Raw genomic sequence first — 24,219 nt, forward strand, 5'->3', positions numbered from 1 at the left:
TCTCAGTGGTCACTGTCGGCCAATGAGGTCTCGGGATGCTTTGCTTCATGGATGGCCAGGTAACGGGCCAGGTCGGTGATCTGACGCTGCAGCCGCGTGTACCGCGAATAGAAGTAAAACGTGGTGGCAATGAAGGTCAACGTCACGACGTAGATGAGGATATCCGCCCCACGGCCGATGCCAATGGTTTGCGCGACACGGGTGACGATGGTTGGGTTCAGAATACTGATCGCGGCGACGAGCCAAATGGTAATGCGAAACGATTTCGCCCAGCTCAGACGCTTGTGGCCAATCGCGCGAACGACTTCCACCAGAAGCGAGCAGCCGATGAAGATTATGGCGACCCATTGAAATAAGTTCATCGCACCATCCTTCCGAGCAGGAATTGAGCAGCCACTTTCACGGCGGCTGAGTTTTGCTGGCCTTTTTCCAGGACAGCATCACTGTAATGAACCGTGACCGGCACTTCTTCAAACTTCAAACCGAGATACTGAATCTGATCCAAGATCTCGGAAGCGTGGGCCATTCGGTTCTGGCGGATCCGTAGTTTCGTGGCGGCTGCGCGAGACAGAGCCCGCAATCCGTTGTGGGTGTCGGTCACGTTGATGCGGGAACAGACTCGCGTGAACAGCACACCCAGTTTGAGGATGAACCACCGACTGGTCGGCATGTTCACGGCCTGGTTGCCGAGGAATCGCGAACCGAGCGCGACTTCCGCTCGCTGCGAGAGAATCGGTTCTACCAGACGCTGAATATCGTGGACGTCGTGCTGGCCGTCGGCGTCAAACGTAACGACCACATCCGCCCCGCGTCGCACGGCAAAGTCGATCCCCGTTTGCAGCGCCGCCCCTTGACCCAGGTTGATCGGATGACGCAGCGCCCAGACCGGCAGATCCTTCAGAGTGTCGTACGTGGCATCTCTCGAGCCATCGTCGACGACTACGACATTGGGAAAATGATGGACCAAACCCTGAACCGTTCGTCCAATGCGGGCTGCCTCGTTATAGGCAGGGACGACAATCCAGATGTTGGGGCTTGAGGTTGCCTCTTCCGGCATATCAGCAAGTCTTTCGAATCGTGAAAAATACTTACGCTCTCAACGTCTGGGACTTATCTGCTTGGATCAGCCCAGATGGTGGGAGCAATTCAGCATATTCTCACTCGATGTCGTCGCTGAGCGATGAAGGCAGTGTGAAGACTTCGTGAATACGCTTTTCGCATTTGTTAGCAGGGCGAGCTGCCAATTACTTCGGTTCGGCCTGCTGAATGCAGTATAGATGCCCCTCGCCACGCAGGAATAGCTGATTGCCACTCAACGCGATCGAAGCGTCGATTCCTTCTGCTAACTGATTAACTGCCAAGACTTTAAGCTCAGGGCCATCCTCCAGGACGACCGTGGTGCCATCGCGGTCCGAAACGTAAACCTTGCCGTCTGCAGCGACCAGCGAGGAGTATAGCGTCGAGGCCTCTGGCAGGCGTTCCGGTCCGTAAAGCGTCTCGCCGTTGCTGGCATCGAGACAGTACAGGACGCCATCGCGCGACTTCGTCACGTACAGACGACCGTTCAAAAGGGTAGCCGAGGCGATATACGGACCGACGTCCGAACGGCTCCAGGCAATAAAGTTCTCGTTATTGGTCACATCTCCCTTGGCATCCAGGCTGATCGCGTAGACGGCGTAACCTCGGTAGCCAGTCATGCAGATCGCCTTCCCTTCATAGGTGATCGGGGTCGCGATTGGATTGGTGGCCTGACCACCGCATTCCCAGATGAGCTTGCCGGAAGCGACGTCGTAGCTGCGAACGCGGGTCGATCCATTCAGGATCACCTGAGCCGCGCCGTTGTGCTCGGCAACCACTGGCGTCGCCCAACTGGTCGCTTCGTCTCGGTCGACTTTCCACAGGTCTTCTCCGGTCGTGGCATTGAGGGCCAACACGAAGGAATCTCCCTCGTGGTCCCACGGAATGATGATCGTGTTTTGGTACAACGCCGGAGTGCTTCCTTCGCCGAACGCGTTGCGCGTCTGCTGTTTGCCCAGGTCGCGTTTCCAAATCAGCTTCCCGTCCATCGTAAAGCAGTAGATGCCCCGCGAGCCGAAGAAGGCCACCAGGATCTCGCCATTGGTCACGGCTGACGAAGAAGCAAACGTGTTGGTGTTGTGGCCTGATTCATGGGGCGTGGCTTGAATCGCGACGGCCGACCAGATCTTCTCGCCCGTCGTCTTATCCAGGCAGACGACCGTGAAATCCATCGGCGTTGTCGGAGCTTCACCCCGGCCGAATCCACCCCGACCACGTGGACCGCCACGGCCTGGGAATCCACCTGGACCACCTGGAAAACCACCAGGACCGCGTCGGGGGCGATCGGCCGATTCTTCTCGCGGACGTGGGGATTCCGTTTCTGGGGCATCTGCGTCTTTCTCATCGTCCTTCGCATCTTCCGTTGGCACTGGCACGGCGGTGAGCACGAAGAGCTTGTCCCCCCAGATAATCGGCGAGGAGCTTCCTTTGCCGGAAATGGGGACCTTCCAGCGAATGTTCTCTTCTTCACTCCATTTCACCGGCGGCTTCGCACTGGGCGACGTCCCGTTGTAGCTGGGGCCTCGCCAGTTGGCCCAATCTCCGTCGGAAGCTTCCGCAGCCGCGCCCACATTTCCAACCGCAACTACAAGGACAAAGGCGAACAACATCGGTGCGAAGAATGAAGATTTCATGACAGATCTCTTCCTGGGGGTTCGTTAGCGACGAGAATGGCCGGTTAACCAATGAAACCGTCCGAGCTGGGCGAAGTTTCGACACTTCCCCATCAAATGTCAAGTTTCTGAATAGGCTACGGCGAACTGATCTGCCCTTGTTTTTCCTTTCGGCTCGACCTATGATATTTTGAGTAATCAAAAACACTGCTTTGGCTGCACAAATTATGATCGTTTCTCGAATTGCTACGGCTCTGTTGCTTGCGCTACTACTTCCGGTGGCGATGTTTGCAGAGGAGAATCGCCCCGTAATCGTTTGTTCGACCACCCAGGTCGCCGACTTCGCTCGGCAGGTAGTGGGAGATCGGATGGAGGTCAAATGCATCCTGGCAGCCGGTCAGGACCCTCATCTCTACGAAAAAAAGCCTGGCGACGCCCAACTCGTTTCGACCGCCGATTTGTGTTTGGAAAATGGATGGCACCTGGAAGGCAACGACTGGATGCAGAAGCTTGCCACTCAGACCGGGCGCCCAATTGTTACCTGCGTGAAGGGATGCCGACCGCTGGAAGTCCCTGGCGTTAGCGAGGCGATGCACGATCCGCACGCGTGGTTCTCGTGCACCAATGCGGCCATCTATGTCCGCAATATCCGCGACGCCGTCATCCAGCTCGACCCGGAACATGCCGACGAGTACCGCAGCCGGTCGGCGCTCTATTTGGACCAGCTGCGGACCCTTCACAGTTGGATCGTACGCGAGATCAACAACATTCCGGTTGATCAGCGGGTGCTGGTAACCAGCCACGATGCGTTCAACTATTTTTGCCAGGCCTACGGTATGAAGTCAGCCACGCCGGTCGGTTGGTCGACCGGAAAGGAAGTCGGTGCCGGGATCACCCCCCAGCGGCGTCAGGAAACGATCGACTCGATTCGCGAGCACCAGGTGAAAGCCATTTTTGTCGAAACGTCCGTGAATCCTACAATGGTTCGAGAGATTGCCCGCGAAGCCGGAGCGAAGATCGGCGGGGAACTTTATTCCGATTCGATGGGAGCCCCCGACACCGCCGGCGAAACCTACATCGGAATGATGCGTGAGAACGTCCTCACGATCGTTCAGTCGTTGAAGTAGCACAGCAAGACTCCACCCTATGCGCATTGTCGTTGCCATCCTGAGTGCTGCTATTGTCTTGGGCCTGACTTGGCTCTATCAACAGACACTCGCCGAGAATCAGCTGCCTGTGAATTCAAGTCAGGCCAGCGAAGTTCGCAGCAGCTATCGCCTGCGAATCTTGGCGACCTTCGACGCCGGTATTGATCCATTTGCCGAAGACGTTTCGAAGGCCTCTTCGCTCAATGTGTCTCTACTGGGGGAAAGCGTGCTGGCGATTGACGAGCCGATTCCTGCTGGTCAGGCCGTTGATACCAGTTTGGACCTTGAGCTTCGCGAAGGGACGAACGAATTCCTCATCGAGATGACTCCGGCGAGCTCTTCCGATATTACTCCCAAGGCGATTCATGTCGAACTGTACACGGGAAGCGGCCTGCAACCATTGCAGACGCGTACCATCTGGGCGGAAGGGACCGAGACCAAGCTGGTCGGCCGCGTTCCGTTTCAAGTCGAAGGGCTTGCTTCCTCACACCAGGAGGATGAATGATCACGGCTGAACCGTCCAATCAACCGATCGACAAAAGCGTACCGGCGATCGAAGTCGAGCATCTCACGGTCAGCTACGGAGCCGTTCCGGCACTGCTGGACGTCTCCTTTGCGATACCGCAAGGGCAGCTCGTGGGCATCATCGGCCCCAACGGCTCTGGCAAGTCGACCTTGATCAAGGCGATCCTCGGCTTCCTGCGTCCCGATGTGGGCAACGTACGCATCTTTGGCACGCCGGTCGAACGGACTCGCAAGTTGGTCGCCTACGTTCCTCAGCGCGGCAGCGTCGATTGGGACTTCCCGGTGACCGTGGAAGAGGTCGCTATGATGGGTCGCTACGGCAACATCCCCTGGTGGCAATGGGGCCCCTCGAAGGCCGATTGGGAAATCGTCGAAGAGGCCCTCTCGATCGTTCGCATGGCCGATCTTCGTAAACGCCAGATCGGAGCCCTCTCGGGCGGTCAGCAACAGCGCGTCTTTATGGCTCGCGCACTCGCTCAAGGTGCCCAGGTCGTCTTGCTGGACGAGCCTTTCGCAGGCGTCGACGCGGCAACCGAACGAGCTATTTTGAGCGTGCTGGAAAACGCGAAGAAGTCGGGGCGAACGCTGGTCGTCGTGCATCACGACCTGGCCACGGCGGCTGAGTTCTTCGACGCGTTGATCCTGTTGAAGCAACGTCTGTTTGCCTTCGGCACGCCGTTGCAGATCCTGCAGCCGGAACTACTGAGCGAGGTGTATGACGGAAACGTACGTGCGTTCGAGCACTTACGACGCGTCATCGAGGAGAAAGCGAAATAATGGACGCTTTCTACACCCTGTTCATCGAGCCGTTTCACGGCAACAGTTACTTGCTTCGCGCGGTGGTGGCTGGGTGCCTGGTGGCCATTTCCGCCGGTGTGGTGGGCTGCTTGATCATCTTGCGGCGGATGGCCTTCCTGGGCGATGCCATCTCGCACTCGATGCTGGCAGGCGTGACTGGCGGTTACCTTCTGATGAAGGTCGTATACGGTCTCGAGGCCCATTTCGCCGGGATGATTCTCGGAGCCCTGATCGCCGGCTTCACGACGGTCGTCATGGTGAGCTTTGTCTCGCGGGTGTCGCGAATCAAAGAGGATACGGCGATCGGCATCATGTACACCGGCATCTTCGCTCTCGGCGGCGCGCTGGCGAGCATGTTTTCAAATTACATTCATTTGGACCTCTTTCATTTCGTGATGGGGGACGTCCTGGCGGTCGATGCCGAGCGATTGTGGATGATGGCCGGCGTCACGGCGATTGTTTTGCTGGTCACCATACTTTGGTATCGCCAACTTCTGCTCACTTCGTTCGACCCGATCATGGCCGCTTCGATCGGCCTGCCGGTGCTGTTGATTCATATGCTTATGACGACATGCACCTCGCTGGTGGTTGTCAGTGCGGTCCAGATCGTGGGCGTGATCCTCGTGGTGGGGCTCTTGATTACCCCGGCAGCCACGGCCTATCTGTTGACCAATCGACTGAGTCACATGATGGCCCTCTCGGCACTGTTCGGCATTTCGAGCGTTCTTTGCGGCGTCTATCTGTCGGTATGGTTGAACGTCGCGACGAGTCCACCGATCGTTCTGTTCAGCACGTTTCAGTTCATGGTGGTGTTGGTCTTCTCGCCACGATTCGGGTTGCTTTCGACCTGGATTCGCAAGCGAGCGGCGATCCCGCAGACGTTGGCCGAAGACATTCTCGGCTGCATGCGGCGTAGCGAAGGTCTCTCCACGACCCTCTCGACGATCATCGCCAACGTACCCACCGACGGGCAAAGCCTACGGCGAACGTTAGACGGACTGGTTACCCGCGGGCTGATCGCACCGAAGGAAAACGATGCCTATCAGCTGACCGAGGCAGGCGAACTGGAAGCTCGACGCTTGATGCGCGCCCATCGTATCTGGGAAGCCTACCTGGCGCGATTGGGCATGCCAGAGGAGGAAATCCACGATCGCGCTCATCTGCTGGAGCATGTGAACGACGAGGCCGCCGTCGATTACCTGGACGATCGACTGGGACACCCGATCACCGATCCGCATGGTCAGGAAATTCCCGAAGACTTCCTGCACCTGGTACCCGGCAAGGAGGTGCCAGCGAGTTTGCTTCGCGAAGGTCACGTGGCGGAAGTCACGCAGGTCGCGCCGGAAGGTAGCTTCGACCTGGCAATTGGCGACCAACTGACGACTGGTCCGCGAACCGACAACGAACAGACCTGGACGTTCCAGGTAAATGACGGCCAACGGCAACTCTACCTCGATCACCACCAGGCCGACTCAATCACCGTGCGTCTTTTGGATACGTCTCAGTCGCAGAACTGATGGAATCGAGTTCCCCCTCGCAGCTTACTTTTCTCCGAATCCAAACAGGAACTTATTGAGGGTACCGGTCTTGGAGTTCGTCTTCGTGCGTTGATTCTGGAAGAACTTCGTCGCTCGTTCGACTGAAATCAAAAAGTCTCGCAGTTCCGGCTGGTGATATGAAACGGCAAATTGAAGTGGCCTTAGTCCGATGTGGTTTTCGACGCGATAATCGGCACCCCCAGCGACAAGCACCTTGGCGACTTCGAGGAATCCTTTCCGAGCGGCCCAGTGAAGCGGCGTCGTGCCGTCGGGATCTTGGCAGTTCGGCTCGGCACCTCGCTCGAGCAGCCACCGCACAATCTTCGGGTTGTTCTCGCGAGCTGCGTAAAACAGAGGCGTTTGTACCGTCTTCGATGCGCGAATCTCGAGTGACGCACCTTGCTGTATCAATTCGCGGCCGGCGTAAAGCTTTCCATAGAACGATGCGATGTGCAGCGGGGTGTGCCCGGATTCTTCTTCCTGAACATCCAGATTGGCACCACTTTCCGCCAGAGCGATGATCACTTCGCCATCGTTTCTGCGGGCAGCGACGAAGATGCCCAGCTTGACGCGTTCTTCTAGTGACTGGTCGGGGATGAAGAAGTGCTCACGGCACTTCAGACATAACACCTCATGACCGCGTGCTTTATCGGGAACGACCCCATTGGTCTGACACAGAGGGCAGCGATATTGCATGTCATTCGGATCCCGCAGGATCTAAGCATAGAAGCGCGAAAATATCTCTTGATTAGCTGCCCGTATCAATACCGCCTAAGTCTTGCCTTGCTGCGATTAATGATTGCCAATGCGATGCCAAAACGAAATCGTCGCTGGGGCGGATTGCGAAAACTCCTTCAGAATTTTACGCGGGCTTCACTCTCGGCTCGCAACGAGAAAGAATGCGCAAGATGCAGTGGCTAGAGACGGCATCGTTGCGCATCCAAGTTGGCTGATTACTTCACCGTTGGATTCCACCAGGCATCCAGTTTTTTGCGCAGCTTGGCAGCGACGTCCGGATGATCGGCGATCACGTTGTTCTCTTCTTCCGGGTCCTTCACGACGTTGTATAGTGCCACTTGCTGGGGGCCGTATTCCCCTTCTTCCATGCCAGTGGGGACGATCAACTTGTAATCGCCATCAATGATCCAGCGATAATAAAGCCCCAATTCAGGCTTGCGGAAGTCGGGGATATCATGCGAATAGATCTCGCCGAAGATCGCCTCGCGCTGGCCCGCTTTGGCCTGATCCAAAAGGCTGATCCCAGGGAAGTCGACGTCGGTTTTCACACCGACGGCATCCAGAATAGTCGGCACCACGTCGATGCTGCTGGCCAAATCAGTCTTGTTGCGTTGGGCTTTCACGTGCCCGGGATAGCGGATCATGATTGGAGTTCGTGTGCCGCCGTCGTAGACGGAACGCTTGCCACGCGGGCCGCCGACCGCACCACCCCCTTTGTCGGCCTGCTGAATCCAACCGTTGTCGCACAAGTAGATCACGACCGTGTTCTCGGCGATCTTCTTTTTGTCGAGGTGGTCGAGGACCTGACCGCACGTTTCGTCCCACCAATCGCACATGGCGAAGTACTTGGCGATCTCGACCGGGCGGCCTTCCTGGGTGTATTTGTCGAGCAAGCGCTTTGGCGGATCGTGCGGCAGGTGAGGCATCATCGGGGCGTACCACAAGAAGAACGGCTTATCTTCGGCAACTGCTTTGTCGATGAAGTCGATCACCGGTTGCATCGTCTTGCGCCCGATCATCAGCCCCACGTCTCCGTGGCGTCCTCCTTTGGTCACGTCCCCATGGGTCATCCCTTCGGTGAAACCACCACTGGTAAAGTTGCCTTCCCACCACTTGCCCGACTGAAAGCTGATGTACCCTTGCTTGCCAAGGATATCGGCCAGACGCGGGTTCTCTTCAAATCGATCGACCAAGACGGCACGCCCCTCTTTGGTCCGCTTGTTCTCTCGCGGATCATTGCCGGTGATGCCGTTCTGATGGGGATAAAGCCCCGTGAACAAGCTGGCCAGCGATGGACGGCAGAGCGAAGAAGGAACGTAGCCGCGCTCGTACACCAGCGACTGGCTGGCGAGCCGATCGATGTTCGGCGTTTGGATCGTCTCGTGGCCGAGGAACGAGTAGTCATCCCAACGCTGGTCGTCGGAAAGCAGAATGACGACGTTCGGCTGATCGGCGGCGCTCGCCACTGGAACGCCGAGGCCAATGACCATCGTCATCGCAAACAAAGCAGTAATCACTAAACGCATGAAAAGTATCCCAAAGTTGGAAGGTTGATAATCGGAAGGAAGATGAGTTACTGTTTGCCGTCCTTTTCGCGCAGAACCGTGTCTGGGAACGGGGCAGCTTTCGAGCCCGACTCAAGTCGCAGATTGGCCCCGGGTCCTCGTTTGGCTCCGAAGGGAACCTGCATGGCCCCGCGCTGCTTGAGTTCCTGGTTCAACGCGTTTCGCATGTCACGCACCGTGCTTTGCAGGCCCGACTCGTGGATCAAGTTCTTCATCTCGTGAGGGTCGTTCTCCAGATCGTACAGCTCGTCAGTATCCCAGATACCGTGGTACTGAATGAACTTGTAACGTTCGCCACGTAGCGCGAACATGGTGGGCGTTTGCGGGAAGTTCCATTCCCAGTTGTATTCATACAACAAGTGTTTCCGCCAATCTTTCGTGTCCATCTTGCCCGAGGCGATCCGCAGAAAGCTCATCCCGTCCATCTGCTCAGGCGTTTCAATCCCCGCCAGTTCGAGAATCGTCGGACCGATATCGATGTTTGCGACGACGGCGTCGACCGTCGAGCCAGGTGCCAGAATCCCGGGGGCTTCGACCACCAGGGGAACCCGCATCGATTCTTCGTACGCATTCCGCTTGTCGATCAAGCCGTGCTCGCCAAACAGAAAACCGTTGTCTCCCATAAGCATGACGACCGTGTTGTCGTTCAGCTTTTGCTGCTTCAAATAGTCGCGAACGCGTCCCACGCTGTCGTCGACCGCATTCATGCAGCGGCAATAGTCGCGATAGTACTCTTTGATGTTTAGCGACGAATGGTATGGGAAGTCGACGCCGTGCCAGCTGTTGCGTTGGTTCTTCACCCACATCGGCTTGCCAGCGTAGTTTTCGTCGGTGTTGGCCTGAGAGGCTGGGGCTTCGATCTCGACGTCGGAGTAAAGGTCCTTGTGACGTTCAGCCGGTTCGAAGCGAGCATGCACCGCTTTGTGCGACAAATACAGAAAGAATGGCTTGTCACGATCAAGTGAATCCAACCAATCGATCGCGTAGTCGGTCAGTTCGTCGGTGATATACCCCTTTTGCGGGACCGACTTGCCGTTGACGTTCAGGGTCCACTTGGGTCCTGGCGGGTTGTAATGCCCTTGGCCTCGGAAGCTGACCCATTGATCGAAACCGGGTCGAGGTGCGTCGGTTCCTCCCCCCATGTGCCATTTGCCGAAGAAGCCGGTCTGGTATCCGGCCTGCTGCAGATACTGCGGGAAGAAAATTGTGTCCGACATGTCGGTGTCATTGTTGTCGACGACACCATGGTTGTGCATGTACTGCCCGGTGAGGATCGAAGCGCGGCTAGGGGAGCAGAGCGACGTGGTGACGAACGCCTGGGTGAAGTTCGCGCCATTGGCGGCCATGGCGTCGATCTGGGGTGTCTTTAAAAAAGGATGCCCCATGAAGCCCATCGCGTCAAAACGCATGTCGTCGATCAGAATGAAGACAACGTTCGGACGCTGACCAGGCTCAGCCGACATGGCCTTATTTTCAAACGAAAGAAAGAGAATGGCCGTTGAAAGGGTAAGCAGCAAGGCCGCCAGTGTGCGGTGTAAGCTCAACGAGGGCATGATCTTGGGGCTCTCCGAGGAATTCATGGTTGGGTAGGAAGATGAGAGGGTTGTTCTAGTATCGTACGCCCGACAGCGCAGGTCAACTTTGCCCACGTGTTGTCTGCGTACATGTCTCCGGTACCCGGATGCCTTGGAGCGAACTCGCTCCGAGGTCCTATACGAGCAATTTAGGCGTGAAGCGCTTCAGTGAGATAGTGCGCTTGGAAGATTTTCTTCACGTTGTCGACGCGCCCCTGGTCAACCGACGGGCAACCAGATGCCAGACAATTCCCATCACCAGCAGACCAACTCCGAACAGCCACACCTGGCGATCGACCCAGAACGACAGCGTCAGGCAAGAGACCAGGCCCAATACCGGGATGATCCGCGGATAGAGTCGTTCCTCCGCTTTCAGCCGCAGCGCACACGCGTTGGTGATCGCGTAGTAGATCAAAACGGTAAACGCACTGAACGACCAGGCAAGCTTCACGCTCCCGACGCAGATAATCGCTCCGATCAAAACGGCGATGGCAATCGTCGCCGTCCAGGGGACACCGCTCGATTGGGAAACGAGGGCCAGCCCGTGCGGCATATCTCCGCGACGGCCCATGGCCAGCAGAACGCGCGACAGCCCTAGCAGCAGGTTCAACAGCACGCCCAGCATGGCGGTCACCGCGCCGAGCGTCATCAGCGCGGCCGCGCCAGGTACTTCAAACCCTTGGGCGACCATCTCAAGCGGAGCCGCGTCCTGATTGGCATACTGCGCAAACGTCTCGGCATCGACGTTTCGCAGCGCCGTCACGGCGACCAGGAAGTAAAGCAGCATCGAAACGGCCAGCGTCACGATGACCGCAATCGGGATGGTCCGCCGCGGCGATTTGACTTCTTCACCCAGCGTGGCGATGCGTCCGTAACCGGTGTAGGCCACGAACATCAAACCGATGGCCTGGGCGAACGACGCGTAACCGTCGCCCGCAGGCCAAAGGTTACTCAGAGCGATCGGTCTAATAGAAGGGGAAACGTTTCCCATGACGATGAAAGCCACCAGAACCAGGACAGTGGTCCCCACGATCAGCGCATTGACCTGAGCCGTTCGGCGGATTCCCCACAGGACGACGACGGTCAGTACGACCAGCCCCAGCAAGGCCACCGGTACGATGAGGAAGCGAACGTCACGGCCTGACAACGGCAGCAAGTAGCCCGCAAATCCAAGCGCCGCCGTCGCCGCCGAGGCTGACTTCGCCCACAGGAACATCCAGCCCGCGGTGAATCCGAGCGTGGGGTTCAGCCAGCGATAGCCATACTCGTACGTCCCCCCACTGACCGGATGGTTGGCGGCCAGTTGAGCGCTGCTCAAGCCGTTGCAGATCGCGACCAGCGCCGCCGCGACAATCGCCAGGGCAACCGACTCGCCAGCAACGCCTGCCGCGATACCGATGCTGACGAAGACGCCGGTTCCCAGGATCGATCCGAGTCCCGTGATCACGGCACCGGGGATTCCTAGCTCGCGTTTCAGTTCACCCTGAGGCTGATTCATCGTGTGGCAAGGGGGTATTTCAGGAAGGAAGCAGCGGGGCCAGCCCCAACGAATCGGAAAGCTGCCCCGGCGAATCTTGATACCTTAACCGATAGTCGGTCGGCGAGATGCCCAGGTGCTTGCGAAATTGCTTGGAGAAGTAGCTCTGATCGTAGAACCCACAGCGGGTTGCAATTTGGGCGACTGTCCCTCCAGAGGCCAAGATCTCGTGGCAGGCTGCGTGAAGTCGTACGCGCAAAATGTACTGCTGGGGCGTCATGTGATACAGGGCTTTGAAGCGACGATCGAACTGGCTGACCGACAGATGGACCATCGCCGCCAGGTCGTTCACACGCAGCGGCTGTTCGTAGTTTCGCAGCACGAAGTTCACCACTTTTTCAAACGCATCGAACGAAGTGGCCGCAGACTTGGCTTTCTCCAGATCGCGCATCACCCCGGCAATCCCGATAATTTCGCCGGTTGCTGATTTCAGCGGCATCTTGCTGGAAATAAACCACTTCAGTTCCCCTGGTTGGCTCGGAACGAGCCAGATTTGATTGGGTAACGGCGTGCCTGACTCCATCACCTGGCGGTCTTCGGCCATGTACCGCTCGGCCAGGTAACGCGGATGAAGGTCGAGATCGGTTTTGCCGAGCATCTCGGACTCCGATTCGTAGCCACGCATTTTCCACAGCGACTGGTTCGCGGCGATGAACCGGCTTTCTCGGTCCTTAACGTAAAGATAAACGTCCGGAAGATAGTCAAACAGCCCGGCAAGGGCGAGTTCAGCACCGAAACGCGCGTTCATATTATTCACTCCGACTTTTCTGTCCATGCGCAGATAATACCACACATTGCGGAAAAATCCCTAGTATTTTACGTATCGGGCGAGATAGATTAGATTTAGCTGGTTCGTATCGGGCGGTAATCGGTACGGACTTCCTTCCCCTGCACTCCTACAACCAAGCCAAACTTTTCCTCCTGGCTGAACCTATTCAAGAGAACGCTATGTTCACCTTTCAAGGGCGTGGCAAATCGGTCACCTGCAACGGACAAACGCGACGCGACTTCCTGCAAGTGGGAACGCTCGGGGCACTCGGGCTGAGCCTTCCTCACCTAACGGCGGCCAAGTCCCAAGGGGCCATGAGGCCCGATCAAGACGATCGTAATTGCATCATGATTTTCAATCTGGGTGCTCCCAGTCAGCTCGATTTGTGGGATATGAAGCCAGACGCCCCAGCCGAGGTGCGTGGGCCATTTAAGCCGATCGCCACGACGAATCCTGATCTTCAGATCTCAGAGATCCTGCCGCAGCACGCGAAGATCGCCGACAAGTTTTCGCTCGTCCGCTCGGTACATCACACCGGCGCTGCCGTGCATGATGCTGGCTGGCAAATGATGCAGACCGGGCGACTCTTCTCCGGTGGGGTCAACACGCCGCATATCGGTTCGGTGGTCAGCTTCGAGCGCGGCCGCAAGACCGACCTGCCTGCGTTTGCCGTGCTGCCGCAGCTCATGGGACGCGGAGGCGGGAACATGCCCAATGGTCAGGCCGGTGGGTTCCTGGGCAAAGCGCACGATCCGTTCTCGCTCAATGCCGATCCATCGAAAGAGAATTTCAAGGTTCCCGACTTGTTACCGCCGATCGAGATCGATTCGACTCGGTTGGAACGCCGGCGCCGAATTCGCGATCTGGTCGATCAGGCCGCGGCCACGTTCGAGGCCAGCGAAAGCGCGGACCTGTTGGGAAGCAACTTCGAGTCCGCATTTCGCTTGATGACCAGCCCCAAGGCACGAGAAGCTTTCGACCTGACCAAAGAGCCGCAGAAGGTTCGCGAGCGTTACGGCATGAACCGCTTCGGCCAATGCTGCCTGCTCTCGCGGCGGTTGATTGAGAACGGGGTTCGCTTCGTGACCATCAATACGTTTCTGACCGTCTTCGACGAGATCACGTGGGACATTCACGGCTCGAAACCGTTCACGTCGATCGAAGGGATGAAGAACATCGTCGCCCCGCTGTACGATCAAGGGTACTCGGCATTGGTCGAAGACCTGGATCAACGGGGGCTGCTCGATTCGACCCTCGTCTGCAATTTGGCCGAGTTCGGTCGGACCCCGCGGGTCAATCCAGCCGGTGGCCGCGATCACTGGCCGCAATGCTTTACCTGCGGCTTTGCCGGGGGGGGTGTTCAAGGAGGACGCATCGTCGGCGCCAGCGATCCGATTGGTGCGGTGCCTGCCGATCGGCCCGTCCAGCCAGCGGACGTCGCGGCGACTATTTTTCATAGTCTCGGTTTCGATATACACAAAGCGCTGCCGGGCCCTGGCGGACGCCCCTTCCCCATCGTCGATTCGGGACATGCTCCGATTCACGAACTGTTCTAATTCATTTTCTTGCCTGAGCACTCCATGAATATGCGGCTTTCTTTTTTCCAAGCGGCGGTAGCTCTTACTGCCTCGCTGGCTGGGTTGAATTCGCCAGCGCTGGCGGAAGATTCGTCGTTGGCGATCCTTCCCCAAAAGATCGAATTGCGTTCCCCCAGCGACCGGCAATTGATCATAGTCCAGCGGCAATCAAGCCAACAGCACTTGGGCCAGGTAACCGAGTCACTTACGCTCGAGTCGAATGACTCGGCCGTAGCGACGATCGAAGATGGCATCGTGAAACCAGTCGGCAACGGTACGGCCACGATCACCGCGAAAGTGGGCGACCAGCACGCGGCTGTGGAAGTGGTGGTATCGGGTCAAGAGAAGTCGACGCCGTACAGCTTCCGCGGCGATGTGCTTCCCATTCTGTCGAAACGAAACTGCAACGCAGGCGGGTGTCACGGAGCCCTGGCTGGCAAAGGGGGCTTTCGTCTTTCGCTCAACGGTTACGACCCCGAGTCGGACTACTTCAACATCGTGAAGCAGGACAAAGGCCGCCGTATCGAGTTCGCCGCTCCTGAGTACAGCCTGCTGCTGAACAAACCATCGACCGCCGTTCCGCATAAAGGTGGCTTGAAGCTTCCGCGTGATAGCGAAGACTTTCAGGTTCTGGCCGATTGGATTGCTCACGGGGCCGTTCCGCCTGAGTCAGGGGACGCGGTGACCGAGCGACTGGAAGTCTTTCCGGAAGCGTCGCTGCAGGAAATTGGCGCGACGCAGCAGTTCTCGGTTCGTGCACACTACAGCGATGGTACCTCGCGCGACGTGACGCGGTGGGTTCGCTGGTCGAGCACCAACGACACCGTCTCGCAGGTCAACGACGAGGGGCTGGCCACTATCATGGGGCCTGGCGAAGGGGCCATCGTCGCGTGGTACGACAGTAAGCTAGCCATCGCCCGGACTACCGTTCCTTACGCTTTGGATGCTGACAAGTCCGCCATTGCCGGTGCCGACGACCGCAAGCCTCGTAATTTCATCGACGAACATATCGACGCGCAGCTAAAGCGGCTGAACCTGGTCGCTTCTCCTGACTGCACCGATGCCGAGTTCCTCCGCCGCGCGTATGTCGATACGGTCGGACGCATTCCAACCTTGGAAGAAACCCGCAATTACCTGGCCGATACCAGCGAAGACAAGCGGGACAAGCTCATCGAGAAGCTGCTGGAGAGCCCCGAGTTCGTCGATTATTGGTCTTACAAATGGTCCGACATTCTGATGCTCAACGGGACCTTGCTGCGCCCGACGGCCCTGAAGACGTATTACCAGTGGATCCATGGCCACGTCGAGAAGAATACCCCGTGGGATCATATGGTGCGCGAGATCATCACCTCGACCGGTGAAAGTACCGAGAACGGCGCGACGAACTTTTTCGCTTTGAATCAAACGCCGGAAGAGATGACCGAGAACGCCTCCCAGGCCTTCATGAGTCTGTCGATCGGTTGTGCCAAGTGCCATAACCATCCACTGGAAAAATGGACCAACGACCAGTACTACGCGATGGCCAATATTTTCTCGCGTGTGAAGGCCAAAGGCTGGGGGGGCGAAGGTCGCAACGGCGATGGGTCGCGGACTTTGTACGTGGCTACCTCGGGCGAACTGGTGCAGCCGCGAACTGGAAAGCCGCAGCCGCCGACGCCGTTGGATGGCGAGCCAATGGCCTTCGATAGCCCGGAAGACCGCCGGATCAAGTTCGCCCAGTGGCTCACTTCCCCAAACAATCCTTACTTCGCCAGGGCGATCACTAATCGCGTGTGGGCTAACTTCTACGGGGTAGGCCTGGTCGAAGAAGTCGACGATCTGCGGATCTCGAATCCGCCCAGTAACGGCGCGCTGTTCGACGCGGCCACGCAGCATGTCGTCGACAATGAATTCGACCTGAAGTCGCTCATGCGAACGATTCTGCAGTCCAACGCCTACCAGCGCTCAAGCAAGCCCATCGCAGGCAACGAAGCAGAATCTCGCTTCTACAGCCGCTATTACCCGCGTCGCATCATGGCAGAGGTGTTGCACGACGCCGTGGTTCAAGTCACCGGGGTGCCGTCGAAGTTCGATACGGTGGCCTTCCCCGGGAATGACAAGCAGAAGACAGACTTCTATCCGGAAGGAACCAAGGCGATTCAGCTTTACGACTCGGCCGTCGAGAACTACTTTCTCAGCACGTTTGGCCGAAACCCGCGGAATATCGTCTGCGAATGCGAGCGATCTTCTGAGCCTACCATGGTTCAGGTGCTGCACATTTCCAACGGCAACACGATCAACAATAAGCTGCAGTCCCCACAGGGTCGCGTCGAGAAGCTGCTTCAGCTTCGTCGCAACGGCCTTTCGGATGAAGCTTTGGTGGACGAGATCTACCTGACCTGCTTCTCGCGTTACCCCACGCCGGACAAACGCCGCGAGTTGGTCCAGTTCCTACCGCCAGTGAATTCGGCCGAGGAACGCGCCACAATCGAAGACCTGTTCTGGGGCTTACTGAGTACCCGCGAGTTCCTCTTCAATCATTAATTCGCCATGAAATATACAAGCCTACTTTCTGCTTTCCTGGTGCTCCTTTCCTGCGGTTGGCAACTCGCTGCCGCGGAAGCGCCGAACTACCAGAAGGATGTCGAGCCCTTGCTGCGCAAGTATTGCGTAGGCTGCCACAACGATGCCGAGCCGGAAGCGGACCTCTCGCTACAATCGTTCAAGTCCTTACAGGGAGAGTCGTCGGAAGGCCCGCTGCTGAAACCGGGCGATCCGAGCGCCAGCCAGTTGGTCGCTGTCATGCTCGGTTCGGTGGAGCCGAAGATGCCGCCGGAAGACGAGCCGCAGCCAAGCAAAGACGAAATCAATCGCATCGTCCAGTGGATCAAGGCCGGAGCCCCTCATGGTGATTCGCCGGAAAGCTCGCCCTGGAAGCTGCCAGTCGATCCGATTCCGTCGAGCGCCGCGGTTCGCCCCGTGTCCGCACTTGCCGTCTCGCCGGATGGCAAGCAGATCGCGATCGGACGCTACGGCCAGGTTCAATTCTTTCAGCTCGATAACGGAGGTGCTTACGACCAAGGTAAGCCCGCCTTGGAAATCGCAGGGCTTCCCGGCAAGGTGACCTCGTTGCATTTTGCTCGCGACGGCAAACAAATCGCGGTCGCGTCCGGCCTCACGGGCTTGGCTGGCTACGCGGCGATCTTCACCACCGATACCGGTAAGGAAGTTCAGAACTTCAAAGGGCACGGCGACATCCTTTTCGATGCCGAGATTTCCCCGGACGGAAAAACGATCGCGACCTGCGGCTACGATCGCAAGATCGTCCTGTGGGACATCGAAAGTGGCAAACAACTGCACGAACTGACCGGGCACAACGGGGCCGTCTACGATGTCGGCTTCAGCCCCAACAGCAAGTTCCTGGTGTCCGGCAGTGCCGATGATACTTGCAAGGTGTGGCGGGTTAGTGATGCCATGCGGCTGGATACGTTGCCGCAGCCGCTGAAGGAAGTTTACTGCTGTGCGTTCTCGCCTGACGGCAAGACGATTGTCGCTGGCGGTGCCGATAACAACTTGCGCGTCTGGAAGTTCGTTTCCCAGAACGGTCCGAAAATCAATCCGATGATTCAGGCTCGTTTCGCCCACGAAGGCCCCGTCCAGCGGCTGGCGTTCGCGGATGACGGCCGCAAGCTGTTTACCATCGGCAACGATCTGGCCGTGAAGCTGTGGGACACGACGAACTACTCGGAGTTGAAGCTGTGGAGTGATCGTCCCGAGGTCGCCATGACGGCCGCCTACGCCGCCCCTTCCAAGTCCCTCTTTCTGGGGCAGATGAATGGGGAGGTTCAGCGGATTACCTGGACCGATGAGGAATTGAACTCACAGCAGATGCAACGGGTCGCATCGATTGAGCCGAAGCCGATTCCCGCGACGGACATGGCTGCGATTCCGGAAGCGGAAGGAAACGACACGCCGGACACGGCCCAGAAGGTCGCTTTTCCGGCGAAGATTAAAGGAACGATTCACAACGAGGCGGAAGGCCCCGACGTCGACTTCTATCGCTTCTCGGCCCTGGCCGGTCAGACGTGGGTTTTGGAAACCAACGCGGCCCGCTCGAAGAGTCCGCTTGATTCGCACATCTCAGTCTACCATGCCGATGGAACGCCCGTTGAACGTATCAAGCTTCAGGCTGTTCGCGATTCGTATTTCACCTTCCGCGGCAAGGATGATTCCACCTCGGACGACTTCCGCATCTTCAACTGGGAAGAGATGAAGCTCAATCAGTACCTCTATTCCAGCGGAGAGGTCGTCCGGTTATGGCTTCACCCTCGCGGCCCCGACAGTGGTTTCAAGGTCTACCCAGGTGAAGGGAAACGGTGGGGCTTTTTCGACACTACGCCGCTGGCTCACGCGTTGGGTGAACCTTGCTACGTGGTTGAGCCCGTCCCGGTTGGCCAGAACATCGTTCCCAACGGCCTGCCGGTGTTCACGCTTTACTACGAGAACGACGACGAGTCTCGCCGTACGATGGGGGACGACTCGCGGCTCTTCTTCACGGCGCCTGCTGATGGCGACTACCTGGTGAAGGTGCGTGACGTTCGCGGCTTTGAAGGGGATAAATTCACGTACGAACTCTCAGCCCGGGCGCGCCAGGCAGACTTCCGAGTGGATAACGCCTTCCGCGATATCGCCATCGGCGCCAAGAGCTATCGCGAAGTTCGCTTTCGCTGCGCGCGAATGGACAACTTCGACGGACCAATCGACGTGCGCGTCGAAGGCCTGCCTGAGGGGTTCACGATCACCTCGCCGATCACCATCGAAGAGGGACAAATCGAAGCGATGGGTGTACTCTATGCGGGCGAGTCGGCCAAGACGCTGGATGAAGAGCAGCTAAAGCGGATCAAGATCGTTGCGTCCGCTAAGATCGACGACAAGGAAGTCACACACGACGTGGCTGGCTTCAAGAAGATCGAAATTCGCGACAAAACGAAGTTGGCCGTGCGGATCGAACCTGCCGAGAAGGGAGCCGCTCCGATCAAGAAAGGCGAAGACGGGCTGCTGGAATTCGAAGTTCAAGCGGGCGAGACGATCATGCTGAAAGTAGTCGCCGACAGGCAAGGGGACAACGGGAACATCAGCTTCGGCAAGGAGGGCTCTGGCCGGAATCTCCCCTTCGCGGTAAACGTGGCCAACCTGGGTCTGAACGGGCTGATGATCATGTCGGGTCATGACGAACGCGAGTTCTTCATCACCGCGGATGAAGTCGCCCAGCCTACGTCGCGGCTGTTTCACCTGCAAACCGGCTCGGACGGAGGGCACGCCACGCAGCCGGTTTTGCTGCACGTGCGACCGAATTGACCGGGCGCCTTTAAGGACCCGTATCGATCTGCCTACAATGTTCGGATTCCTTTCCTAAGAGTCCGAACATGATCGTCTTCGAGTCTAAGCACGTCTTACACTGGTCGATTTGGGTGCTGACCCTTGCCGCCCTGTTGCCTGGCTGTTTGTCCAAAAGCCGCTCGGAAGCACCTACGGTGGTGATTCTCGGAGCGGCGAGCACCAAGGATCTGCTGGAAGAGATCGCTGCCGCGGCTCAAAAGACGCTCGATTCGCCGACCAAAATCGAGATCAGCACCGGCCCTTCGCACGCGCTGGCTCAGCAGATCCTTTCAGGTGCCCCGGCGGATATCTACGTTTCGGCCAATCGCAGGTGGGCGCAAGCGATTGTGGACGCCGACTTGGCGAGTGAGTCAATCCATTGGCTGGCCAATTCGATTGTGGTGATCGTCCCGGCGGATTCCCCGTTGCAGATTGACCGTCTTGAGGATCTTACTTCGGATCAAGTCAAACGCGTCGCGATCGCTGGCGAGAACGTACCGGCTGGCATTTACTCCAAGCAGGCACTTACCTATTACCAGCTTTGGCAACCGCTGAGCGACTCCGGTAAGATCATTCGCGGGCACGATGTCCGCAGTACCCTGGCATATGCCGAGCGCGGCGAAGTCGATGCGGCGATCGTCTATGCGACTGATGCTCGCCTGACCGATTCCGTTCGCGTGATTGCCCGGTTCGCTCCCGCTTCGCACTCGCCTATCGTCTATCCCTTGGTACGAATGCGTTCGGGCTCGGACGCATCGGAACAGATCTACCAGTTCTTCCAGGGGAGCGAAGCGCAAGAGATTGCCCAGCGCTACGGCTTTCAGGCCTTGGCCTTCGACCCGGAAAAGGAGTAGCGGTGGACTCCGACCAAATTGCTGCCGTGCTGCTGAGTCTTCGCGTGTCGTTGATCGGCGTTCTATTGGGGCTGCCGCCTGGCTTGGCCTGCGGATGGTTGTTGGCCCGCAAGTCGTTCTGGGGCAAGACCTTGCTGGAAACAGCCATCAACTTGCCGCTCGTCCTACCGCCGGTGATCACCGGCTATCTGCTGCTGGTCGCCTTCGGACGAAACGGCGTCCTGGGCGCGGTGCTTCAGGATTGGCTAGGCATCTCGATCATCTTCGACTGGAAAGGAGCCGCCGTAGCTGCGGCAGTCGTCGCGTTCCCCTTGATGGTGCGTTCGATTCGCCTGGGGATTTCTTCGGTCGATCCAACGCTCGAGATGGCTGCCGAAACGCTGGGAGCAACACGCTGGGACGCGTTCTGGACAGTGACCGTTCCGCTGGCCCGTTCGGGGATTATTGCTGGGTGCATTCTCGCATTTGCCCGCGGTTTCGGCGAATTCGGGGCCACGATCATGATTTCCGGCAACATCCCCGGCAAGACGCAAACCGTACCGCTGTACGTGTACGATCAGATGGAAACCCCAGGCGGCGTCCAGAACGCAACGGGAGTGATCGTCGTGTCGATCTTGATTGCGGCTGCGGCGCTGTGGGTCAGCGAGCGACTCGAACGCAAGTCGCGCGCAGTTCCGAATCAAGAATCGGACGGGTAACAAAAAACTCCGGTATCGCCAAACGCGATACCGGAGTTGAGAGTTCCTTTTTGCCTGATTCACGCTACTTGGTTAGCGGCGCGTGAATCGCTTTGAGGTCCGCGGCTGGGATCTTGATCACCTTGCGGTCGTAGGTCATCAAACCGTTGATCTCGCTTTCGACGTCGGTCGTTTGGGTATAAACGCCACCGGCAATACCCTGGGACTTCAACTCAAGAAGCTTGCCGATCGATTCCTGGTAGCGGGCCTGGTACTCTTTGGCCGAACGGGGCAATCCACCGTAACCCCAGTTGGCCTGGGTCTTCTTCCAGAGGTGCCCTTCAACCGGCCACCCGTGCCCGCCGAATTCGCCGACCACTTTGACCATCTTGTTAAGACGCTCTTGCTGGAACGGAAATGAAGGATGGGGATAGCTGTGCTGATCGGCGACATGCCCTACTTCCCAGTAGTTACCGCCGCTGGCAATGTTGATCAGGCGGGTCGGATCGCGCTGCATGATCCACTCGCCGGTCGAGACGGTTCGATGCTGCCCCCAGGCTTCGTTGAACGGCACCCAGACGACGATGCTCGGATGATTTTCCAGCGTGCCAACCATTTCGTCGAATTCACGCAGGTATTGGGCGTGGTCTTCGTCGGTCCAATTCGCGTCGATGGGGTCAGGTCGCATACGAGTCCATGGTGGGCTCTTACCGCCGCTGACCTGGTCTTGCCATACCAGCATGCCGAGTCGATCGCAGTGATAGTAGTACCGGCGCGGTTCGACCTTGATGTGCTTGCGGATCATGTTGAATCCGGCGGCCTGGAGATACTCGACGTCGAACAACATCGCTTCGTCCGAGGGAGGCGTCAGGAGCCCATCGGGCCACCACCCTTGATCGAGCGGCCCCCAATGGAAGATCGGCTTGCCGTTCAACGTGAACCGGAGGTCGCCATCTTCGTTGCGGACTGTTCCCACCGAACGAATGCCTGCGTACGTACCCACCGTGTCGATCGCTGCGCCATTCTCATCGAGCACGGCCAGGCTGATCTCGTAGAGATGCGGGCTGCTCGGCGACCACAACTTGGCATCGGCAATCTCAACAGCGAGGTCTTCTTTAGCCGCCGTGACGTCCGCGACTGCGGTACCGTTGTCGTAGACAGTGGCTTTGAAGGAGACCTTAGCATCACTATTGCCTCCAAGGATGGGAGTGATTTGGATGCGACCTGTTTCGGGGTCGGTCAGGATCTTCACGTCCGAAATGTACGTGTGGGGAACCTGTTCGACCCACACGGTCTGCCAGATGCCCGAGACCTGCGTGTACCAGATCCCTTCCGGGTGTAGCGTTTGTTTGCCTCGTAGCTGGGGTCCGCCTGTCTTGTCTTCGACACGGACCACAATATCGTTCACCCCCCTCTTCGCGGCCTTGGTCACGTCGATGCTGAATGGCGTGTTGCCGCCCACATGACTGCCCACTTCGGCGCCGTTGACGAAGACGCGACACGCGTAATCGACCGCTTCAAAATTCAGCAGCGTGACTTCATCTTTTTTTGGCTCCAGCTCGACGCTGCGCTGATACCAGAGGGCTTCGGTAGGACGGAGATTCCGCTGAACGCCGGAGAGCTTCGATTCGATGGCATAGGGAACCAGGATCTGCCCGGCCCATGTATCAGGGATGCTGTCCTGGTTCTCGGAAGTGATCGCGTAGTTCCAGCGACCATTCAAGTTTTTCCAACGGTCACGCGTCATTTGTGGACGGGGATACTCTTGCCAGGCATTCTCGGCGGTAACCTCGGCGCCCCACTGGGTGATCAGATCGGACTGGTAAGGATGTTCAGGAAGTCGCGCCGGTGGCAACTTTGGGACGTGGTCTTCGTCGATCAAATGGATGTCGATGTACTGTCCGCCAGTATCTTGTCTCGTATGGGCTGCGAGCTGGTTCTGGCCGATCTTCAACGCACGCCGCCCCTCGTCGGTCAGCGGATAGACGCTGTAGTCGGTCGACCACCGTGTGAACTTGCCTACCTGGACGCCGTTGATGAAGACCTCGGTATCTTCGTCATGGTGAATCAAGAGAGCTGGCTTCTTGGGCAAGTTCTCCAAATTGTAGGTACGGCGCAGCCAGATGTGATCGGTATCCCAAACGGTTCCGACGCGGGCATTGGGCGTGCCGCGCGTTCCGAAACCTCCGTAACCTTCCTGCCACTTATCGTCGTCGTAGTCGGCTTGTTTCCAGCCATCGTTTGGTGGAACCAAGGTGTACTTCCAAGGGCCGTCAATGCTGTGGGGATCTTCCTCGGCACCCATGGCCGCAAGTGGCGAAATGATAAGCACCAAAGCAAACAGCCAACTCAGTCTTCTCAATTGAAGCACATTGGGAAGATTCATTTTTCGTGTCTCCGTTATCAGGACAGGGGGCGAAGAGCGTGATGTGGCAGGACTGTCTATTTTGTCACAATGGGAGTGCGAAACTAATGAGTTGCCACGTTTCGTTTTTGAGTTTCGTTACAAGCCATCGCCAGATTGGCAAATCGGGATTCCTCGCGAAGTCATTGCCCTCCTTAACAACCAACTGGCCGTGGCGTGCAATTCAATTGCGGTTTTATCATTGCATATAGAGGCTTTTTTTTGGCAGGATGCGAACCTATTCGCGGCACGTTCGTCTTAACCTTTGAACATACGACTGACCTGTTGGAAATGCTCCAACGACAAAGGAAGGAATTGATTCTCATGTCGCGTCGCAATTTAAGTCTGTTTTTGGGTTCATTGGGGGAACCTCTGCGCCGCGAATCGCGATTTCTATCCCTATCGCGAGAATCGAGTTTGCGTTGACTACACGTCTGAAGATCGAAATGACCTTCGGCCCGGAGTCA

The 24,219-nt window shown here is 57.7% G+C and carries 18 protein-coding genes; 9 read left to right on the forward strand and 9 right to left on the reverse strand.

Going from position 1 to position 24,219, the window contains the following annotated elements:
* Positions 1-2: 2 nt before the first annotated feature.
* The 3 genes from Pan97_RS13295 to Pan97_RS13305 all read right to left on the reverse strand — a co-directional run bounded on the left by Pan97_RS13295 (position 3) and on the right by Pan97_RS13305 (position 2,711).
* Positions 3-362: a DUF2304 domain-containing protein gene (locus tag Pan97_RS13295; RefSeq protein ID WP_144973282.1), complete on the reverse strand. Its 360-nt coding sequence runs from the start codon at positions 360-362 to the stop codon at positions 3-5.
* Positions 359-1,057 carry a glycosyltransferase family 2 protein gene (locus tag Pan97_RS13300; protein ID WP_144973284.1) on the reverse strand — a complete coding sequence of 233 codons (699 nt, stop codon included), beginning with the start codon at positions 1,055-1,057 and terminating at the stop codon, positions 359-361. Before Pan97_RS13300 ends, Pan97_RS13295 begins: the two co-directional genes overlap by 4 nt.
* Before the next feature lie 187 nt (positions 1,058-1,244).
* Positions 1,245-2,711 (reverse strand): outer membrane protein assembly factor BamB family protein, encoded by a 1,467-nt coding sequence (locus tag Pan97_RS13305; RefSeq protein ID WP_196782090.1) that lies wholly within the window; start codon positions 2,709-2,711, stop codon positions 1,245-1,247.
* Positions 2,712-2,917: 206 nt separating this feature from the next.
* Here Pan97_RS13305 and Pan97_RS13310 point away from each other — a divergent pair, with 206 nt between their 5' ends.
* From Pan97_RS13310 to Pan97_RS13325, 4 genes are read left to right on the forward strand one after another with little or no spacing between them, the layout of a single operon-like run.
* Positions 2,918-3,817, forward strand: coding sequence for a metal ABC transporter solute-binding protein, Zn/Mn family (locus tag Pan97_RS13310; RefSeq protein WP_144973286.1), 900 nt, complete (start codon positions 2,918-2,920; stop codon positions 3,815-3,817).
* Between the two features lie 19 nt (positions 3,818-3,836).
* Positions 3,837-4,343 (forward strand): hypothetical protein, encoded by a 507-nt coding sequence (locus Pan97_RS13315; RefSeq protein WP_144973288.1) that lies wholly within the window; start codon positions 3,837-3,839, stop codon positions 4,341-4,343.
* Positions 4,340-5,140: a metal ABC transporter ATP-binding protein gene (locus Pan97_RS13320; RefSeq protein ID WP_144973290.1), complete on the forward strand. Its 801-nt coding sequence runs from the start codon at positions 4,340-4,342 to the stop codon at positions 5,138-5,140. Before Pan97_RS13315 ends, Pan97_RS13320 begins: the two co-directional genes overlap by 4 nt.
* Entirely contained in the window at positions 5,140-6,678 is a 1,539-nt protein-coding gene (locus tag Pan97_RS13325) for a metal ABC transporter permease (RefSeq protein ID WP_144973292.1), read from the forward strand. Before Pan97_RS13320 ends, Pan97_RS13325 begins: the two co-directional genes overlap by 1 nt.
* A gap of 24 nt (positions 6,679-6,702) precedes the next feature.
* Here Pan97_RS13325 and Pan97_RS13330 read toward each other — a convergent pair whose 3' ends face one another.
* From Pan97_RS13330 to Pan97_RS13350, 5 genes are all read right to left on the reverse strand, one after another.
* Entirely contained in the window at positions 6,703-7,395 is a 693-nt protein-coding gene (locus tag Pan97_RS13330; protein WP_144973294.1) for an ankyrin repeat domain-containing protein, read from the reverse strand.
* Between the two features lie 257 nt (positions 7,396-7,652).
* Positions 7,653-8,963: a sulfatase family protein gene (locus tag Pan97_RS13335; RefSeq protein WP_144973296.1), complete on the reverse strand. Its 1,311-nt coding sequence runs from the start codon at positions 8,961-8,963 to the stop codon at positions 7,653-7,655.
* Between the two features lie 47 nt (positions 8,964-9,010).
* Positions 9,011-10,555 (reverse strand): sulfatase family protein, encoded by a 1,545-nt coding sequence (locus Pan97_RS13340; RefSeq protein WP_174819546.1) that lies wholly within the window; start codon positions 10,553-10,555, stop codon positions 9,011-9,013.
* A 217-nt stretch (positions 10,556-10,772) separates the two neighbouring features.
* Complete coding sequence (locus Pan97_RS13345) at positions 10,773-12,074, reverse strand: APC family permease (RefSeq protein ID WP_144973300.1); 1,302 nt, start codon at positions 12,072-12,074, stop codon at positions 10,773-10,775.
* Positions 12,075-12,093: 19 nt separating this feature from the next.
* Positions 12,094-12,861 carry an AraC family transcriptional regulator gene (locus tag Pan97_RS13350; protein ID WP_165698739.1) on the reverse strand — a complete coding sequence of 256 codons (768 nt, stop codon included), beginning with the start codon at positions 12,859-12,861 and terminating at the stop codon, positions 12,094-12,096.
* A 200-nt stretch (positions 12,862-13,061) separates the two neighbouring features.
* Here Pan97_RS13350 and Pan97_RS13355 point away from each other — a divergent pair, with 200 nt between their 5' ends.
* The 5 genes from Pan97_RS13355 to modB all read left to right on the forward strand — a co-directional run bounded on the left by Pan97_RS13355 (position 13,062) and on the right by modB (position 21,369).
* Positions 13,062-14,438 carry a DUF1501 domain-containing protein gene (locus Pan97_RS13355; protein ID WP_144973304.1) on the forward strand — a complete coding sequence of 459 codons (1,377 nt, stop codon included), beginning with the start codon at positions 13,062-13,064 and terminating at the stop codon, positions 14,436-14,438.
* A gap of 24 nt (positions 14,439-14,462) precedes the next feature.
* Positions 14,463-16,982, forward strand: coding sequence for a DUF1549 domain-containing protein (locus Pan97_RS13360; protein ID WP_196782091.1), 2,520 nt, complete (start codon positions 14,463-14,465; stop codon positions 16,980-16,982).
* A gap of 6 nt (positions 16,983-16,988) precedes the next feature.
* Positions 16,989-19,796, forward strand: coding sequence for a c-type cytochrome domain-containing protein (locus Pan97_RS13365; RefSeq protein WP_144973306.1), 2,808 nt, complete (start codon positions 16,989-16,991; stop codon positions 19,794-19,796).
* 68 nt (positions 19,797-19,864) lie between these two features.
* Positions 19,865-20,671: a molybdate ABC transporter substrate-binding protein gene (modA, locus tag Pan97_RS13370; protein ID WP_144973308.1), complete on the forward strand. Its 807-nt coding sequence runs from the start codon at positions 19,865-19,867 to the stop codon at positions 20,669-20,671.
* 2 nt (positions 20,672-20,673) lie between these two features.
* Positions 20,674-21,369: a molybdate ABC transporter permease subunit gene (gene modB, locus Pan97_RS13375; RefSeq protein ID WP_144973310.1), complete on the forward strand. Its 696-nt coding sequence runs from the start codon at positions 20,674-20,676 to the stop codon at positions 21,367-21,369.
* Positions 21,370-21,433: 64 nt separating this feature from the next.
* Here modB and Pan97_RS13380 read toward each other — a convergent pair whose 3' ends face one another.
* Positions 21,434-23,734 carry a glycoside hydrolase family 2 protein gene (locus tag Pan97_RS13380; protein WP_196782092.1) on the reverse strand — a complete coding sequence of 767 codons (2,301 nt, stop codon included), beginning with the start codon at positions 23,732-23,734 and terminating at the stop codon, positions 21,434-21,436.
* Between the last annotated feature and the right edge of the window lie 485 nt (positions 23,735-24,219).

It is taken from the genome of Bremerella volcania, from assembly GCF_007748115.1.
GTDB lineage: Bacteria > Planctomycetota > Planctomycetia > Pirellulales > Pirellulaceae > Bremerella > Bremerella volcania.